This is a genomic window from Flavobacterium sp. PS2 (assembly GCF_046250155.1).
In the GTDB taxonomy this organism is placed as follows: domain Bacteria; phylum Bacteroidota; class Bacteroidia; order Flavobacteriales; family Flavobacteriaceae; genus Flavobacterium.
Genome location: NZ_CP176426.1, coordinates 2108625 through 2125194 on the forward strand (window position 1 = coordinate 2108625; position 16570 = coordinate 2125194).

Here is a 16570-nt window from a genome sequence, read left to right on the forward strand (position 1 = left end):
ATCTGAATCAAAAAAATCAAATGAAATTAAAACTTTACATATTTTTATTCTTGCTATCGGCAACTGTTTTTGGACAACAAAAACAGATTGAGACTAGTATAGATACTACTAAAAATAAAATTGGAGCTGAGTTTAAGTTAACAATTAAAACTTCTGTCGATTCTAAGTCGAAAGTTGTTTTTCCTAAACTTAAAAATATTGGTCCTCTTGAGGTAATTAAATCATATCCAATTGATACTGTCAAAAAAGATGACCGTTATGAATTGATAAAAAAATATGGTTTAACTCAATTTGATTCTGGAAGATATACTATTCCTAGTATTCAAATCCTCATCGATAAAAAACCTTACCTATCTGATTCTATTCGAGTAGAAGTTGCAAATGTAAAAGTAGATACGTTGCAACAAAAAATGTATGACATTAAAGACATTACTAAAGTTGAAGATGGAATTGGAGATTGGTGGAAATACCTTTTGATTCTAGCCTTAATTTTAGGAATTGGTGCTTTTGTATATTGGTTTATCAAAAAAAGACAACAAAAGAAAATTGAAGAAGAAGTTTATAAAACTCCTATCGAAAAAGCAACAAGTTTGCTTAACACATTAGAGAAAAAAGAACTTTGGCAAAAAGGTGAAGTTAAAGCCTATTATAGCGAGTTGACTGATATTGCCAGAAATTATATCGAGGAAGCAATCGAAATTCCAGCAATGGAAAGCACGACATCTGAATTAATACAAGGAATTAGAGCTGCATCAGTAAAGAAAAAAATGGCATTAACGCCAGAAACTGTCGAGAACTTAGAGCGTGTATTAAAACAAGCCGATTTAGTGAAATTTGCAAAATCTAAACCATTAGATTTTGAAATTACCGAAGACAGAAATAAAATTCAAAAAGCAATCCTTACTCTAGACAGCGCAATTCCTGTAGAAGTAGTTGTCGAGGAAGATACTTTATTAAACGAAGCGCAAAGACAGAAACAAATAAAACTTCAGTTACTAAAAAAACGCAACAAACGTATTGCCTTATCAGTAGCAACTGTATTGTTTTTGATTGTTCTTGTTACCAGTTATTTTATTGCGACCAAAGGTTTTACTTATGTAAAAGATAATATTATCGGACATCCATCTAAAGAATTATTAGAAGGAGAATGGGTAAAAAGTGAATACGGAAATCCTGGCATCTTAATTGAAACTCCAAAAGTTTTAAAAAGAATGGATTTGACTAAAATGTTCCCTAAAGAAGGTTTAGCGTTAATTAAAGAAATGCAATCCTTTGGATACGGAAGCTTGGTTGATAATTTCTCATTGATGATTTCTACTTTAAAATATAAGGAAGAAACTCAAATAGATTTATCTAAATCTCTAGAAGTTACCATAAAAACTATCGAAGCACAAGGAGCACGAAATATGATTGTTAAACAAGAAGATTTCGAAACCAAAGAAGGAATTCGCGGAGTTAAAGGTTACGGTACTTTCTCTAGTATAGATGAAGGCACAAAATCGAGTACCAAAATGTATTACGAAATCCTTTTATTTAGCCAAGAAGGCGGATTACAACAAATAATGATTTTTCACGAAGAAGGAGATACTTATGCCAATGATATTGCAGACCGCATATTAAACTCTGTAGAACTAAAAAAAGCAACTAATTAATGGATAAAATAACTTTTTTAAACCCTGAGTTTTTCTGGTTGTTTCTTTTGATTCCCATTGCAATTGCTTGGTTATTCTGGAAAAGAAATCAGCAATCGGCAACATTAAAAATGAGTTCACTGCAAGGTTTTAAATCTTCAGAATCATTATTAGCAAAACTAAAACCTTTTTTGGGTGTATTTAGAATTTTAGCTTTAAGCTCTTTGATAATTGCACTAGCAAGACCTAGAACGGTAGATGTAAGTAATAAGACAAAAACAACAAAAGGAATTGATATTGTAATGGCAATAGACGTTTCTGGAAGTATGCTTGCACGAGATTTAAAACCAGATCGTATGCAAGCGCTTAAAAAATTGGCTGCCGACTTTGTTAGCGAAAGACCAAACGACAGAATTGGACTTGTTTTATACGCATCTGAAGCTTATACAAAAACTCCGGTAACAAGTGATAAAGCAATTATTCTTGAGGCTATTAAAAGTATAAAATATGACAATGTTCTTGTTGACGGAACTGGAATAGGAATGGGATTGGCAACAGCCGTAAACAGACTTAAAGACAGCAAAGCCAAAAGTAAAGTTATTATATTAATGACCGATGGTGTTAATAATGCTGGATTTATTGAGCCAGATACAGCCGCAGATATTGCAAAACAATACGGTATTAAAGTATATACAATTGGTATTGGAACTAACGGAATGGCAGAGTTTCCTTATGCAATTGCTCCAAATGGTCAGTTCTTGTTTAGAATGATGAAAGTAGAAATTGATGAGCAAATGATGAAAACCATTGCAAACAAAACTGGCGGAAAATATTTTAGAGCTACAAGTAATGAAAAATTAGCTTCTATCTATAATGAGATCAATAAACTGGAAACAACCGAAATCGAAGAATTAAAATTCTATGATTATGATGAAAAATACAGACCTTTTGTGATATTAGCTGGTTTATTGCTATTATTGGAAATTGGATTACGAAATACTGTTTACAGAAGCTTTATTTAATATTTCAGTATTCAGTTACAGTCACAGTAAATAACTGAGAGCTGAAACTAGAAACTGAAAACTAGAATTTAAAAATGGAATTAGACGAAAAAAAATATTTATACCTTCTTATATTGCTTCCAATTTTGGTGTGCATTTTTCTTTTCAATATGTATTGGAAAAGAAAAAAACAACGCGAATTTGGAGATTTGGATTTAGTAAAAAAACTAACTCCGGAGCATTCTGTTTTTAAACCATTTTTAAAGTTAGGAGTTATCCTTTTAGCTTTAGCAGCATTAATTTTAGGATTGGTTAATCCGAAAATTGGAACAAAAATGGAAACTGTAAAACGTGAGGGAATTGATATTGTATTTGCAGTAGACGTTTCTAAAAGTATGCTTGCCGAAGATGTTGCTCCAAGTCGTTTAGAAAAAAGTAAACAATTAGTATCGCAAATTATTAATCAGCTAGGAAACGACCGAATAGGAATCGTAGCCTATGCTGGTAGTGCATTCCCAGTTTTACCAATTACAACAGATTATAGCGTTGCCAAAATGTTCTTGCAAAGCATGACCCCAGATATGGTTTCATCGCAAGGAACCTCACTTGATGAAGCTATAAAACTATCTGCAACTTATTTTGACGAAAAAAGCAAAACAAGTAAGCTATTGATTTTAATCTCAGATGGAGAAGACCACTCTGAAGGAGCCGAAGCTGCTGCCGAAGAAGCCAATAAACTAGGAATGAAAATCATTACTATTGGTATCGGAACTGAAAAAGGAGCTACAATCCCATTGAAAAAAAATGGTGTTGTTGAGAGTTTCCAAAGAGACAATAACAATGAAGTCGTTATAACAAAATTAAATCAAGAAGGGCTAAAAGCTATTGCAAAAGCGACCAAAGGTGGTTATGTTTATGGCAGTAATACCAAAGAAGTTTTGGATTATGTAAAAAATGCTTTAGATAATATTCAGAAAACAGAATTTGAAGCTACGCAAATGGCCGATTTTCAGTCTCAATTCCAATGGTTTATTGGTATTGCATTTGCATTATTATTCATTGATCTTTTCTTATTAGAAAGAAAAACAAATTGGGTTAAAGAGTTGAATTTATTTAACGAAACAAAATAATTGTTTCAACACAGTTATCTTTTGAAACAAAAAAAACAAAAAAATTAGAATGAGAAATTTACTTCTATATATCTTATTAACGCTTTCTTTGGCTGTTTCGGCTCAAGAAAAGGACAAAGCGTTGCCTAAAGCTAATGAAGAATATAAACAGAATAAATTTGTAGATGCCGAAGCTGATTATAGAATCTCGCAATCTAAATTCCCAAATCGTACCGTTGCACCTTATAACTTAGGAAATGCTATTTATAAGCAAAACCAAGCTAGCGAAGCTAAATTTGCTTACGCAAAAGCATTAAAGAATGCCAAAACACCATCTCAAAAACACAAAGCACTCCACAACCTTGGTAATGTTTTTATGAAAGAGAAAGATTATGGACAAGCTGTTGAAGCTTATAAAAATGCATTACGTAACGACCCTACAGATGAAGAAACACGTTACAACTTTGCATTGGCTAAGAAAATGCTAAAAGAAAATCCTCCTAAAAACGATAAAAACAAAGACAAAAATAAAGATAAGGACAAGGACAAAAAAGACGACAAGAAGGACGATAAAAAAGATAAGAAAGACGACAAAGGAGATAATAAGGACAAAGATAAAAAAGATGATAAGGGAGATCCTGATAAAGATAAAAAAGACGGAAAAGACGATAAAGGCGACCCTAAGAAAGATGATAATAAAGGAGAACCAAAACCTACACCAGGCGGAATCTCTAAAGAACGTTTACAAAATCTTCTTGATGCAGTAAATAATGAAGAAAAGAAAATTCAGGATAAAGTAAACGGTCAAAAAGTAAAAGGCGCTCCTAGAAAAACTGAAAAAGACTGGTAAAATAAAGTTGAATCGTTTAACTGTTTATTTGTTTATTTGACAAACAATAAATGGTTAAACGATTAAACAGTTAAACGATTTAAAAAAACGATTAAACAGGTAATGAAAAGATATTTAATTCTATTACTATTAAGTTTCCAAGGGCTTATGGCTCAAGTTCAATTTGAGGCCAGAGTAAGCAAAACTACGCTTGGTTTAAACGAAAGACTTCGAATTGACTTCATTATGAATGTTGATGGCGATAACTTTGTTCAGCCCACATTTGAAGGTTTTAGAATTGTTGCTGGACCAAGTCAGCAAGTAAGTCAGTCATGGGTAAACGGAAGAAGTTCATTCGAGAAAGTGTATTCATATTTCTTATTACCAAACCAAAAAGGAAGCCTTGTTATAAGACAAGCTGCAATAGAATATAATGGTCAGGTTTACAAAACATCTCCTATAAAAATAAATGTTACAGCTGCAGTAGCACAAGAAAGAGATCCAAATGATCCACAACAAATATCTGCCGATGATAATTTATATCTAGTTGCCGATATATCTAAGACGAACCCATATATAAACGAACCAATTACTGTTGTTTACAAATTGTATTTCAGCTATAATATCGGTATCACAAATTGGAGAGAATTAGACAAACCTAAATACAATGATTTCTGGAGTCAAAATATTGACATTAAGCAACTAGTTGCTGAAGAAGGTATGTTTAAAGGCGAAAAATATCGTTACGTAGTACTTAGAAAAACGGTATTATATCCACAAAAATCAGGTAAATTAGTGATTGAACCTTTAGCATTAGATATCGATGTGCAATTACCTACTAACCGAAGAAATATGTTTGGTCAGGTTGTAGTTACCGATGGTAACAAACGTGTATCGGCAGGAGCCAAAACTATCAATGTAAAAGCACTTCCTGAATCTAGCAAACCAGAAGGATTTTCGGGTGCTGTAGGTCGATTCGACTTTAAAGTAACGCCATCTAAAACTACGTTAAAAAACGGAGAAAGCCTGGAGTTAGTTGTTAGTGCTGCTGGTAGCGGAAATATGAAATTATTTACCCTGCCTAAACCAGTTGTACCAAACGCGCTAGAAATGTACGACCCTGTACATGACGAGAAGGTAAACACAACACTTAGCGGAATGTCTGGAAAAATATCAGACACCTATACCATTATACCACAATACAAAGGAAATTATGCCATAAAACCAATGCAGTTCTCGTATTTTGATTTAAATACAGGAAGTTACAAAACAGTTACTTCTCCAGAAATCATGGTGAATGTTCTTGATGGTCCAACGCCATCAGATGCAAATGTGGCTTCTAGCCCAACTGCAAAAAACAAAATATCGGCTACAGAACAGTTCAAGTATATTAAGCTAAAAAGCAATTTTACCTCTGTCGTAAACGATGATTTTTATGGATCAAACTTGTTTTATGCCCTATTGTTTTTACCATTCCTGATTGTACCAATTATAGTTTTAGCTAAGAAGAAAAAAGAAGCTATTGATGGTGACATTACTGGAAACAGAATTAAAATGAACAATAAACTGGCTAAGAAATATTTATCTGAAGCTAAAAAACAAATCAATAACAAAGAACCGTTTTATATTGCGCTTGAAAAAGCAATGCATAATTTCCTGAAAGCCAAATTACATATCGAAACTTCAGAAATGAGCAAGGATAATATCACAGAGCTTTTATTGTCTCGAAAAGCAAATCCAGAATCGGTTAAAAATTTTATTAGCCTAACCGAAAACTGTGAGTTTGCACGATATGCACCAGCATCTAGCGCTTCTATTCAGCAAGATTTTGATAAAGCTGTATTGATAATTTCAGAATTAGAAAAACAAATTGTTTAATATAGTTTCTAACCACACAAGTTCGCTAAGAAATTAAATTTAGCTTACGCTGAATTAAGGTTCGCAAAGTTGAAACTCTTATTACATATCAATAAAATGAAAAATATTCTTTTATACCTATTCTTATTATTATCCCAAATTTTCTTTGCTCAAAATAGCTTTGATAAAGCGAATGCTTTATACCAAGAATCAAAATACGAGCAAGCAGTACAAGAGTATGAAAACGTTATAAAAGTTGATAAAAAACAATCGGCTGAATTATATTATAATTTAGGTAATTGCTATTACAAACTAAATAAAGTAGCTCCAGCAATATACAATTACGAAAAAGCTTTGGTATTAAACCCTAATCATCCAGAGGCTCTAAACAATTTAAAATTTGCTAAAAAACTAACAATCGACGAAATAAAAGAAGTTCCTAAAGTGGGTTTTGCAAAACTCATCCGAAACTTTACCGGAATATATCATTACAATACCTGGGCATGGATTTCTGTAGGGATAGCATCGGCATTCTTGCTTTGCTTTATCGGGTACTATTTTTCGCAACTTACACGTTCTAAAAGAGTTTATTTTATCGGAATGTTTTTGATATTACTTGCTTTATTGGTAAGCTTAACAGCAGGGTTTTTAGAAAAAAGTCATTTTGATAACGAAAGACCTGCCATAGTATTTGCAGAAATTGCCGAAGTACGTAGCGAACCTCAAAAAGCTGGTTCACCTATTTTTACCCTTCACGAAGGAGCAAAAGTATACGTAAAACAGTCATTACAAAACTGGAAAAAAATAGAACTAACCGATGGAACCGAAGGTTGGATAGAATCCTCGGCTGTTAAAGAGGTGAAATAATTCATTTGTTTAAAAAATAAAAATCCCAAATTCAATATTATATAAAATTGAATTTGGGATTTTCTTTTGTTTGCTACATCTATCTAATTTACAGCATCTACCAATCGTATAAATTCGGCTTTATAACCTTCATCATCATTTGCTAATCCTGATTTTGCTAACTTTTTTATATCCGCACTAGAACTATTCGCAATAAGTTTGGAATCTCTTAATTTTAATCCAAACCAAGCAACTGCTGTTGTAAATTTAAAATCCGAAGAACTACTATCCAAAGAGACTTTCTTATTATCAATAGTACTTACCATTTCTATACTTTTATCACCATCTGGTTTTTTGTATCTAAATTTAATAGTTGCAAGCTCATCATTATAATTCGAATTGTCCGATTTTACTTTTGTGTATTTTAAATCTGAAGGTATATAATCACTTTCGACTCCTGTAGGAATGATTTCATACAATGCTGTAACGGTATGACCACTTCCTAATTCTCCAGCATCAATTGCATCATTTTTAAAATCTTCAGGCTTCAATTTGCGATTCTCATACCCAATTAATCGATAAGCCTGAACATGCTTAGGATTAAATTCTATCTGAATTTTTACATCTTTTGCAATGGCAAACATTGAACCTTTAAATTCTTTTCCTAAAAATCGATTCGCTTCCTGAATGTTATCAATATAAGCGTAATTTCCATTTCCTTTATCTGCCAAAATTTCCATCTTACTGTCTTTAATATTCCCCATTCCAAATCCAAGAACAGTTAAATAAACACCCGATTTTCTTTTTTCTTCAATTAGTTTTTCCATATCCATGTCAGAAGAAGCTCCAACATTAAAATCTCCGTCAGTAGCAATAACAACCCTGTTATTTCCTTCCTTAATAAAGTTTTGTTGTGCCAACTTATAAGCCAATTCAATTCCTTCTCCACCAGCTGTACTTCCTCCAGCGCTTAAATTATCAAAAGCATCTAAAATCTCTTCTTTATTATCTCCCGAAGTTGGCGTTAATACCACTCCCGCAGAACCAGCATAAACTACAATCGAAACTTTGTCTTCACTACGAAGTTCTTTTACTAAAATCTTCATAGATTCTTTTAATAGCGGAAGCTTATTATCATCACTCATAGATCCAGAAACATCTATTAAAAAAACAAGATTTGATGCTGGTAAATTCGTCATTGGAATATCTTTTCCTTGCAAACCAATTTTTAGTAATTGACTGTTTTTATTCCAAGGACTATCGCTTAATTCTGTATTAATCGAAAATGGATTTTGTCCTTCTGGTTGTGGATATTTATACTTAAAGAAATTCATCATTTCTTCAACACGAACAGCATCTTGAGGAACCTTTTGTCCGTTGTTAATAAAACGCCTGATATTGGTATAAGATGCGTTATCAACATCAATAGAAAAAGTAGAAAGTGGTGATTTTATAGGAGATTCAAAAGGATTTTCTTCAAGACCAACATAACTTTCGGTATTAGAATCTGGAAGTATGTTTTCGGGAATTTCCGTATCATAAACTACTACATCATCAGCGGCTGCAGCCTCATCGCTGTACTCACGTTTTTTACAACAACTAAATAAAACAAGAACAAGGAATGCCATCAAATAAAAATGTTTATTTTTCATTTAAATAAATTTTAAGAATTAGTAAATTGGTTTTTCTTTCAAATAATGGCTAGCATTCCGGATGTACTAGTTAAAATTATCTGCGATTTGAGCCAATTCAAATTCAATGCCAAAAATTTTTTAAATTTTTTCTACAAATGAAAATAAACGATTTAAAATTGAATGTTGTTTTCTTAAACTTTGCGAACCTTAATTAACCACAAACTAAACATAATCTCTTTACGAACTTTGCGGTAAAAAACCAAACGGAGAAACTTTGCAAACCTTAATTCAACACAAACTAAATATAATTTCTTAGCGAACTTTGTGGTAAAAAAAAACAAACGGAGAAACTTTGCGAACCTTAATACACCACAAACTAAACCTAATTTCTTAGCGAACTTTGCGGTAAAAAGACCCAAAATAAACTTTGCGGTAAAAACCCAAAACCTAGAACTTATATACCTTCTCAGGCGTAACACAATAATCAAGTTTTATATCCCCTTCAAAAACATCTGTAATTTCGGTTTCAGCCTCAAAGAAAGACAAACCTATTTTAATTGTTTCTGGTTTACATTCAGATAAAAATTTATCGTAGAATCCTTTTCCATATCCTACTCTATTTCCAGAAGTATCAAATGCTAAAAGAGGAACAAAAACAACATCAATTTTACTCGACGGAACTTCCAGACCATCAACAGGTTCAGGAATATTATATTCGTTCTTCTTTATTTTAGTATTATCAGTAAGCAAGAAATGAGTCATTTCTCGGGTCTCAAAATCACTTTTAGAAATTACAATTTCTTTGTCTTTTCCGGCAAGTAAATGCAAAATAAACTCCGTATTTACTTCTTTATGTTCTACTATTGGTAAAAAAACATGAAAATAAGTTTTCTCCCAAATTGGTAATGAAAGTACTTTATTGGCAATAACCAAACTCAATTCGTCAATATCAGTTTCAGTAAGTTGTTTCCTCAACCCTTTTTTTTGTAAGCGCAATTCTTTTTTAGTTGTCATCTTCGTCTAGATTGTTTTTGGACATATGATAAATAGCATCCCCTTCGTACACAATTGGCGAATGGTTTGCATTAATAATATACCCATCATGCGGTGCTTTTACTTTTCTTTCAAACTTACCAAAAGGATCGGTAATAATTGCCAGAATAGTTCCTTTCTTAACAAACTTTCCAATTGTATTGTAGTCATGTAGTAACCCTGAGCATTTAGCTCGTAGCCATACCGATTTTTCGATATAAATAGACGGTTCTTCAGGCGTTGCAACAATATGATTAGAATCTAACATTCCTAAATAAGCTAGCAAACGCTTTACTCCATCAATACCAATATTAGCAATTTCATGATTAATATCTAATGACTTTCCACCTTCAAAAAGCAACATTTTTACTTTTAATTTTTCGCTGATACTCCTAAACGAACCCGAAATGTTTTTAGAATACAAAGTAAATGGTGCGCTAAATACATCCGCCAAAACCTTTAAGTCATGATTATTCTCAGAGAGTCTAATCTGCGGTGCATTAAAACGGCTTGCTCCACCAGCATGAAAATCGACAGCATAATCTACAATTGGCAAAACATCGGTAACAATATGATAAGCAAAACGGCTTGCCAAAGAGCCTTTTTTACTTCCAGGAAAAACTCGGTTTAAATCACGTCCATCAGGAAACTCACGCGCTTTATTTACAAAACCGTACATATTTATAACCGGAATACAAATGATAGTTCCTTTTTGCGGACGATTAATTCTCTTGCTTATTATCTGACGTACGATTTCGACACCATTAATTTCGTCACCATGAATCCCTGCCGAAAAAAGCACAACAGGCCCTTCAATCTTCGAACGTCTTACAATAACAGGAATGTTTAATTTGGTTGTAGTGTGCAGTCGAGCAATTTCGACGTTAACGGTTTTGCTTTCACCTGGTAAAATGGATTCCCCAAAAATCACCAATGGTTTACTATTTCTCATATTCAATAATAAAAGCTAAATATAGAAATTATATTTTAAATTTATATCTTTGACTTTAACACTTATAATCTTAACCAACTAACCACATCAAAATTTAAAATGAAAAAAATAGCAGTTTTATTTGGCGCATTAACCCTTCTGGTTTCCTGCATGAGTAAAGAAGAGAAAATGAAAGAAGCAGAAGCTGACGGAAACGAAGCAGTTGCTGTAAAATCTAAATTAATAGAAGGTGCAGGAAAAGCACTCCAAGAACAAGGAAAAGACGCCGCCAAAAGCGCATCTAAAGGAATTGGAGATGTTATAAAAGGAATAAATTCAGGAATGAGCGAAAGCATCAACACCTCTAAAGTGATTTCTGAACCCACTTTTAAAGCAAACTTTGAGGAATGCAAAGCCGAAAAAATATACGGAGCAGATACTGATAAACAAAAGAAAGTAACAATTTACTTAATTGCTAAAAAAGATTTTAAAGGAAATCTAGTTTTAAAAGCTTTTGATGCCGATAAAAAAGAAATCGGAAGAAGCAGTTTAGAGGTTTCTATTAAAAAAGACGATGCAAAATATGTAGACTTCTCATTTGATGAAAGAACGCATTTACTACAAACCGAATACTTTACAATTAAATAAAAATTCCAAATAAAAAAAGAGCCCGTTTTCTATAAAAAAACGGGCTCTTTTTTTGGAAGAAACTCAAAAGAATTATAAAATTCAAACTCAAAAGTTTAAATTTGTTGTATGCAGACTCCTCTCGAACTTCAAATCCAAACTTTACCAGATAATCCTGGCGTATATCAATATTATGATAAAGATGGAAAAATATTATATGTAGGCAAAGCCAAAAATTTAAAGAAAAGAGTTTCATCTTATTTCAATAAAATTCATGATACTGCCAAAACCAATGTTTTGGTAAAGAAAATTGTAACTATAAAACACATTGTTGTTCCTACCGAAACCGATGCGCTTTTATTAGAAAACAACCTTATAAAAACCCTACAACCACGCTACAATGTATTGTTGCGTGATGATAAAAGTTATCCTTGGATTTGCATAAAAAGAGAACCTTTTTCGCGTATTTTTTCTACACGCAGAATGGTCAAAGATGGTTCAGAATATTTTGGTCCATATACCAGTTTTAAAACCGTACATACAATCCTCGATCTTATAAAAGAGCTATATCCGCTTAGAACCTGTAATTTCGATTTAAGTAAATCAAACATTGATAGTGGTAAGTTTAAAGTATGTTTAGAGTATCATATTGGTAATTGCAAAGGTCCGTGCGAAGGACTACAAACACTAGAAGATTACCAAAAACAAATCGATGCTATTCGCGAAATTCTAAAAGGAAATTTTAAAGAAAGCATGAAAGATTTTAAGCGCCATATGACCCAATTGGCGCAAGATTTACGATTTGAAGAAGCACAAAAAATAAAAGAAAAAATAGAAGTTCTGGAAAATTATCAATCCAGATCGACTATTATAAATCCTAAGATTACCAACATCGATGTGTTCTCGATAGTTTCGGATGAAAGCGCGGCGTATGTCAATTTTCTTCAAATTTCGCATGGCTCGATTATTCGTTCTCATACTTTAGAAATCAAGAAAAAACTAGACGAAACCGATGCCGAATTGCTCGAACTTGCTATAATTGAGCTGCGTGAGCGTTTCCAATTATTATCTAAAGAAATCATTGTTCCTTTTGAAGTCGATTTGGGAGAAAACATTAAAGTTACCGTTCCACAACTGGGCGATAAAAAACAGATTCTCGATTTATCAATCAGAAACGCTAAGTTTTACCGAATCGAACAACTCAAGCAATTACAAATCGTAGATCCCGATCGTCATACCAAGCGTATTATGGCACAAATGCAAAAAGATTTACGCCTGCCAGTTGAGCCACGTCATATAGAATGTTTTGATAACTCCAACATACAAGGAACAAATCCCGTTGCAGCCTGCGTAGTTTTTAAAGATGGAAAACCAAGCAAAAAAGATTATCGTCATTTTAATGTAAAAACCGTCGAAGGTCCAGATGATTTTGCCTCTATGACCGAGATTGTATATCGCCGTTACAAAAGATTATTAGATGAAAATGAACCTCTGCCACAACTTATAATTATCGATGGAGGAAAAGGACAATTATCATCGGCTTTAAAAAGTATCGACGAACTCGGATTACGCGGTAAAATCACAATAATAGGTATCGCCAAACGTCTCGAAGAACTCTTTTATCCTGGAGATTCAGTCCCATTATATCTAGATAAAAGATCCGAAACCCTAAAAGTAATTCAGCAATTACGAAACGAAGCACACCGATTCGGAATCACATTTCATCGGGACAAACGTAGTAAAGCCGCATTAAATTCCTCTATAGAAAGTATTCCGGGAATAGGTGAGAAAACCATGCTTACATTAATACAACATTTTAAAAGTGTTAAACGATTAAAACTGGCAACCGAAAAAGAAATAGCAGATGTTGTAGGTCCATCCAAAGCAAAAAAAATAACAACATTTTACAGTAACACCAATCAAGAATAACCTCATGAAAATAATCCTTTTAAACATCATTCTATTATTTTCATACCATAGTTATAGTCAAAAGAATATTGAAATTAATCAAAAAGATAACACCCAAATAAAAATAAAAGCGGTTAATGATTTCGAAAAGTTAGAAATCACCACTTCTAAAAATAATAAAACACAAATTATAGATAGCATAGAAACTTCAATTTCAGACAGAGAAATGCATTTTGCGATTGAAGATTACAACTTCGATGGTTATCAGGACTTTGCCACCTATCATCTAGACGACGGCATGGGAGTTTACACCATATTTCAACTTTTTATTTACGACCCAATAAGCAGTCAGTTTAAACAATTAAAAATGCCTCGAAACTTCGGACCAGAATGTGATGAGTTTTGCGACATCCAAATAAACAAAAAGAAAAAGACAATTCAATCAAGTTGTCGAGGTGGTGCACGATGGCATACTGACGTTTGGAAATTCGACAAAAACAAAAACCTTATATTATTGAAGAAATAATGTTATTAAAACAAAAATGACATATAAAGCTCGATAATATTTCCGACTTTTACAGAACAAACCAGCTATTTCTATGAGCCTCATCCAGCTGTCCATTACAAATACTCGATTAAAAAACTTTTTTTCTATTGCAAAAAAAGGAGCTTCTTGGGTCGCTCTTTTTCTACAAGAAAAAATAGCTTTTCTTCACTCGCAGTTTTCCATTCCCATCTGGGGCATAAAAACATTAGTTGTTTTAATAACATTAGGTTTCACTCAGAACATATTTGCTCAGGATACTATAAAAAAAGATAAAAACGATCCCACTTATCGTCCAAAAATTGGTTTGGTATTAAGTGGCGGTGGAGCCAAAGGATTTGCTCATATTGGGGTATTAAAAGTTCTGGAAGAAGCAGGAATCAAAATCGATTATATAGGCGGTACCAGTATGGGATCCATCATTGGTGGACTTTATGCATCTGGTTACAATGCATCTCAGATTGATTCAATTTTTAAGAGAACTAATTTTGATGATTTAATAAATGACTACATCCCAAGATCATCTAAAAACTTTTACGAAAAAAGAAACGACGAATTATACGCTATAATTTTACCTTTTAGCAATTTTAAAATTGGAATTCCCGAAGCACTTTCTAAAGGGATGTACAACTATAATTTACTAAGCAGCCTTACTCGAAACGTAAGACACATCCGCGATTTTAATCAGCTACCAACACCATTTTTATGTATCGCTACCAATATCGAAACTGGCGAAGAAGTATTGCTTAACAAAGGAAATTTGGCGCAAGCCATGATTGCCAGCGCAGCATTCCCTTCCCTATTTTCACCTGTAGAAATAGACGGAAAACTACTCGTAGATGGTGGAGTTGTAAATAATTATCCTATAAAAGAAGTTCGTAATCTAGGCGCAGATATAATCATAGGTGTAGATGTTCAGGATGATTTATTAGATCGCACAAAACTGAAAGATGCTACTCGTATATTAGTACAAATAACCAATCTTCAATCTATCGATAAGATGAAGAGAAAAATAAAAAATACCGATATATATATCAAACCAGATATTAAAGAATATGGTGTAATCTCTTTTGATAAAGGAGAACAAATTATCCGAAGAGGAGAAGATGCAACCTTTGCGACTTACGAAAAAATTAAAGCATTGGTCGAAAAACAAGGTTATTACAAAAAACCTGAATTAAAAGTAGCTTCAGACACATTGCAAATCGAAGATATAAATTGCAATCACCTGGAAAATTTTACTCACGAATATATTACAAGTAAATTACGCTTTAAAGCAGGATCGAAAATAACTTATAGTGACCTTTTAAAAGGTGTCAATAATATTAATGCCACCCAAAACTTTAGTGCAATTTCCTATTCATTAGATCCAAATGGAACTCGTGATGACTTAAATTTAACGTTAAAAGAAAATCCAACTCAAACCTATCTAAAATTTGGTTTGCATTATGACGGACTTTACAAAAGTGCAATTTTAGTAAATCTTACCCACAGAAAAACGCTCTTTAAAAACGACATTACTTCATTGGATATCATTTTAGGAGATAATTTTAGATACAATCTTGACTATTATATCGAGAACGGATTTAATATAAGCTTTGGATTCAAATCAAGACTAACACAATTTAATCGAAATATAACTCAAGAACTAAGTAGTCCACTTCTTAAAAGTACAGATCCTAATTTAGTTAATGTTGATTTTCTCGACATAACTAATCAAGCCTATTTTCAAACACTTTTTGTCCAAAAATTCCTGATAGGTGGAGGAGTCGAATATAAATATTTAAAAATACACTCAAAGACCTTAGCAGCTATAGATCCAAACATAGACAAAAGCAGTTACTTTAGTTTATTTGGTTATATGAATTATGACACCTTCGATAATAAAGATTTTCCTAAAAGAGGATGGGGTTTTTCAGGTAATATTCAATCTTATTTATTTTCTTCAAATTACACAAGTGCCTTTGAACCTTTCTCTACTGCAAAAGCAGAAATTGGTGTAGCAAAAACCATATTCAATAAAGCAACTGTAGTTTTTAAAGCAAATGCAGGACTTACTTTTGGTCAAACAAGTGTACCATTTTTCAATTACGTTTTAGGAGGATATGGTTATTATAAATTAGATAATTTTAATTATTTCTACGGATATGACTTTTTAAGTCTTGCAGGAAACAGTCTTATAAAAGCCGAAGCAACCTTTGATTACGAAATATTCAAAAAAAATCATATTAATTTCACAGCCAACTTTGCAAACCTTGGAAACAATATTTTTGAAGGAGTCGAGTGGGTTTCAGTACCAAAATACACAGGTTATGCCGTAGGTTATGGCTTAGAGACAATAATAGGTCCTATAGAAATAAAATACTCCTGGTCGCCTGAAAACACCAAAGGCTATACATGGTTTAAAATAGGTTTTGTGTTTTAATTTAGTTTTTTAGAAAAAATTTATGTTATAAATAATATAATATGTAATTTTGATTCATAAAAATTACGACATTTGTTATAATGAAAACAAAATGGACAGGTTTATTAGAGTATCTTCAATTCCTTATCAAGAGAAATCCTGAATAAAACTACCGAATTGAGATAATTAGTCAATTACACAATATTGAGCTAATTAT

Annotated in this window: 13 protein-coding genes; 10 read left to right on the forward strand and 3 right to left on the reverse strand. The window is 32.5% G+C overall.

The window, feature by feature from the left end; genetic code table 11:
* The first annotated feature begins 20 nt into the window (after positions 1–20).
* From ACJ6WR_RS09020 to ACJ6WR_RS09045, 6 genes are all read left to right on the forward strand, one after another.
* The gene (locus ACJ6WR_RS09020; RefSeq protein WP_039113158.1) at positions 21–1652 is read left to right on the forward strand and encodes a hypothetical protein; all 1632 of its coding nucleotides are present in this window, start codon (positions 21–23) and stop codon (positions 1650–1652) included.
* The gene (locus ACJ6WR_RS09025; protein WP_039113160.1) at positions 1652–2653 is read left to right on the forward strand and encodes a vWA domain-containing protein; all 1002 of its coding nucleotides are present in this window, start codon (positions 1652–1654) and stop codon (positions 2651–2653) included. Before ACJ6WR_RS09020 ends, ACJ6WR_RS09025 begins: the two co-directional genes overlap by 1 nt.
* Positions 2654–2727: 74 nt before the next feature.
* Positions 2728–3762, forward strand: coding sequence for a VWA domain-containing protein (locus ACJ6WR_RS09030; protein ID WP_039117974.1), 1035 nt, complete (start codon positions 2728–2730; stop codon positions 3760–3762).
* Positions 3763–3811: 49 nt separating this feature from the next.
* Entirely contained in the window at positions 3812–4591 is a 780-nt protein-coding gene (locus tag ACJ6WR_RS09035; protein ID WP_409417632.1) for a tetratricopeptide repeat protein, read from the forward strand.
* Between the two features lie 102 nt (positions 4592–4693).
* On the forward strand, positions 4694–6448 hold the full coding sequence (locus ACJ6WR_RS09040) for a BatD family protein (RefSeq protein WP_039117973.1): 1755 nt from the start codon (positions 4694–4696) through the stop codon (positions 6446–6448).
* Between the two features lie 96 nt (positions 6449–6544).
* A complete protein-coding gene (locus ACJ6WR_RS09045) occupies positions 6545–7294 on the forward strand; it encodes a tetratricopeptide repeat protein (protein WP_039113164.1) in 750 nt (249 codons plus the stop codon).
* 83 nt (positions 7295–7377) lie between these two features.
* On the opposite strand, the gene ACJ6WR_RS09050 is transcribed toward ACJ6WR_RS09045, so the two are convergent.
* The 3 genes from ACJ6WR_RS09050 to ACJ6WR_RS09060 all read right to left on the reverse strand — a co-directional run bounded on the left by ACJ6WR_RS09050 (position 7378) and on the right by ACJ6WR_RS09060 (position 10891).
* A complete protein-coding gene (locus tag ACJ6WR_RS09050; protein WP_409417633.1) occupies positions 7378–8925 on the reverse strand; it encodes a vWA domain-containing protein in 1548 nt (515 codons plus the stop codon).
* A 429-nt stretch (positions 8926–9354) separates the two neighbouring features.
* A complete protein-coding gene (locus ACJ6WR_RS09055) occupies positions 9355–9921 on the reverse strand; it encodes a 5-formyltetrahydrofolate cyclo-ligase (protein ID WP_039113167.1) in 567 nt (188 codons plus the stop codon).
* Positions 9911–10891: a succinylglutamate desuccinylase/aspartoacylase family protein gene (locus ACJ6WR_RS09060; RefSeq protein ID WP_409417634.1), complete on the reverse strand. Its 981-nt coding sequence runs from the start codon at positions 10889–10891 to the stop codon at positions 9911–9913. The genes ACJ6WR_RS09055 and ACJ6WR_RS09060 overlap by 11 nt, the downstream gene beginning before the upstream one ends.
* 99 nt (positions 10892–10990) lie before the next feature.
* Here ACJ6WR_RS09060 and ACJ6WR_RS09065 point away from each other — a divergent pair, with 99 nt between their 5' ends.
* From ACJ6WR_RS09065 to ACJ6WR_RS09080, 4 genes are all read left to right on the forward strand, one after another.
* Positions 10991–11518, forward strand: a complete 528-nt coding sequence (locus tag ACJ6WR_RS09065) for a hypothetical protein (RefSeq protein WP_052250002.1) — start codon at positions 10991–10993, stop codon at positions 11516–11518.
* Positions 11519–11626: 108 nt separating this feature from the next.
* On the forward strand, positions 11627–13426 hold the full coding sequence (uvrC, locus tag ACJ6WR_RS09070) for an excinuclease ABC subunit UvrC (protein ID WP_409417635.1): 1800 nt from the start codon (positions 11627–11629) through the stop codon (positions 13424–13426).
* A gap of 4 nt (positions 13427–13430) precedes the next feature.
* A complete protein-coding gene (locus ACJ6WR_RS09075; RefSeq protein WP_409417636.1) occupies positions 13431–13931 on the forward strand; it encodes an XAC2610-related protein in 501 nt (166 codons plus the stop codon).
* A gap of 73 nt (positions 13932–14004) precedes the next feature.
* A complete protein-coding gene (locus tag ACJ6WR_RS09080) occupies positions 14005–16374 on the forward strand; it encodes a patatin-like phospholipase family protein (RefSeq protein ID WP_409417637.1) in 2370 nt (789 codons plus the stop codon).
* Positions 16375–16570: the final 196 nt, after the last annotated feature.

Excerpts from the sequence above, each read along its gene's own strand:
- ACJ6WR_RS09020 (WP_039113158.1), top strand. The coding sequence starts at position 21 with ATGAAATTAAAACTTTACATATTTTTATTCTTGCTATCGGCAACTGTT.
- ACJ6WR_RS09025 (WP_039113160.1), top strand. The coding sequence starts at position 1,652 with ATGGATAAAATAACTTTTTTAAACCCTGAGTTTTTCTGGTTGTTTCTT.
- ACJ6WR_RS09030 (WP_039117974.1), top strand. The coding sequence starts at position 2,728 with ATGGAATTAGACGAAAAAAAATATTTATACCTTCTTATATTGCTTCCA.
- ACJ6WR_RS09035 (WP_409417632.1), top strand. The coding sequence starts at position 3,812 with ATGAGAAATTTACTTCTATATATCTTATTAACGCTTTCTTTGGCTGTT.
- ACJ6WR_RS09040 (WP_039117973.1), top strand. The coding sequence starts at position 4,694 with ATGAAAAGATATTTAATTCTATTACTATTAAGTTTCCAAGGGCTTATG.
- ACJ6WR_RS09045 (WP_039113164.1), top strand. The coding sequence starts at position 6,545 with ATGAAAAATATTCTTTTATACCTATTCTTATTATTATCCCAAATTTTC.
- ACJ6WR_RS09050 (WP_409417633.1), bottom strand. The coding sequence starts at position 8,925 with ATGAAAAATAAACATTTTTATTTGATGGCATTCCTTGTTCTTGTTTTA.
- ACJ6WR_RS09055 (WP_039113167.1), bottom strand. The coding sequence starts at position 9,921 with ATGACAACTAAAAAAGAATTGCGCTTACAAAAAAAAGGGTTGAGGAAA.
- ACJ6WR_RS09060 (WP_409417634.1), bottom strand. The coding sequence starts at position 10,891 with ATGAGAAATAGTAAACCATTGGTGATTTTTGGGGAATCCATTTTACCA.
- ACJ6WR_RS09065 (WP_052250002.1), top strand. The coding sequence starts at position 10,991 with ATGAAAAAAATAGCAGTTTTATTTGGCGCATTAACCCTTCTGGTTTCC.
- uvrC (WP_409417635.1), top strand. The coding sequence starts at position 11,627 with ATGCAGACTCCTCTCGAACTTCAAATCCAAACTTTACCAGATAATCCT.
- ACJ6WR_RS09075 (WP_409417636.1), top strand. The coding sequence starts at position 13,431 with ATGAAAATAATCCTTTTAAACATCATTCTATTATTTTCATACCATAGT.
- ACJ6WR_RS09080 (WP_409417637.1), top strand. The coding sequence starts at position 14,005 with ATGAGCCTCATCCAGCTGTCCATTACAAATACTCGATTAAAAAACTTT.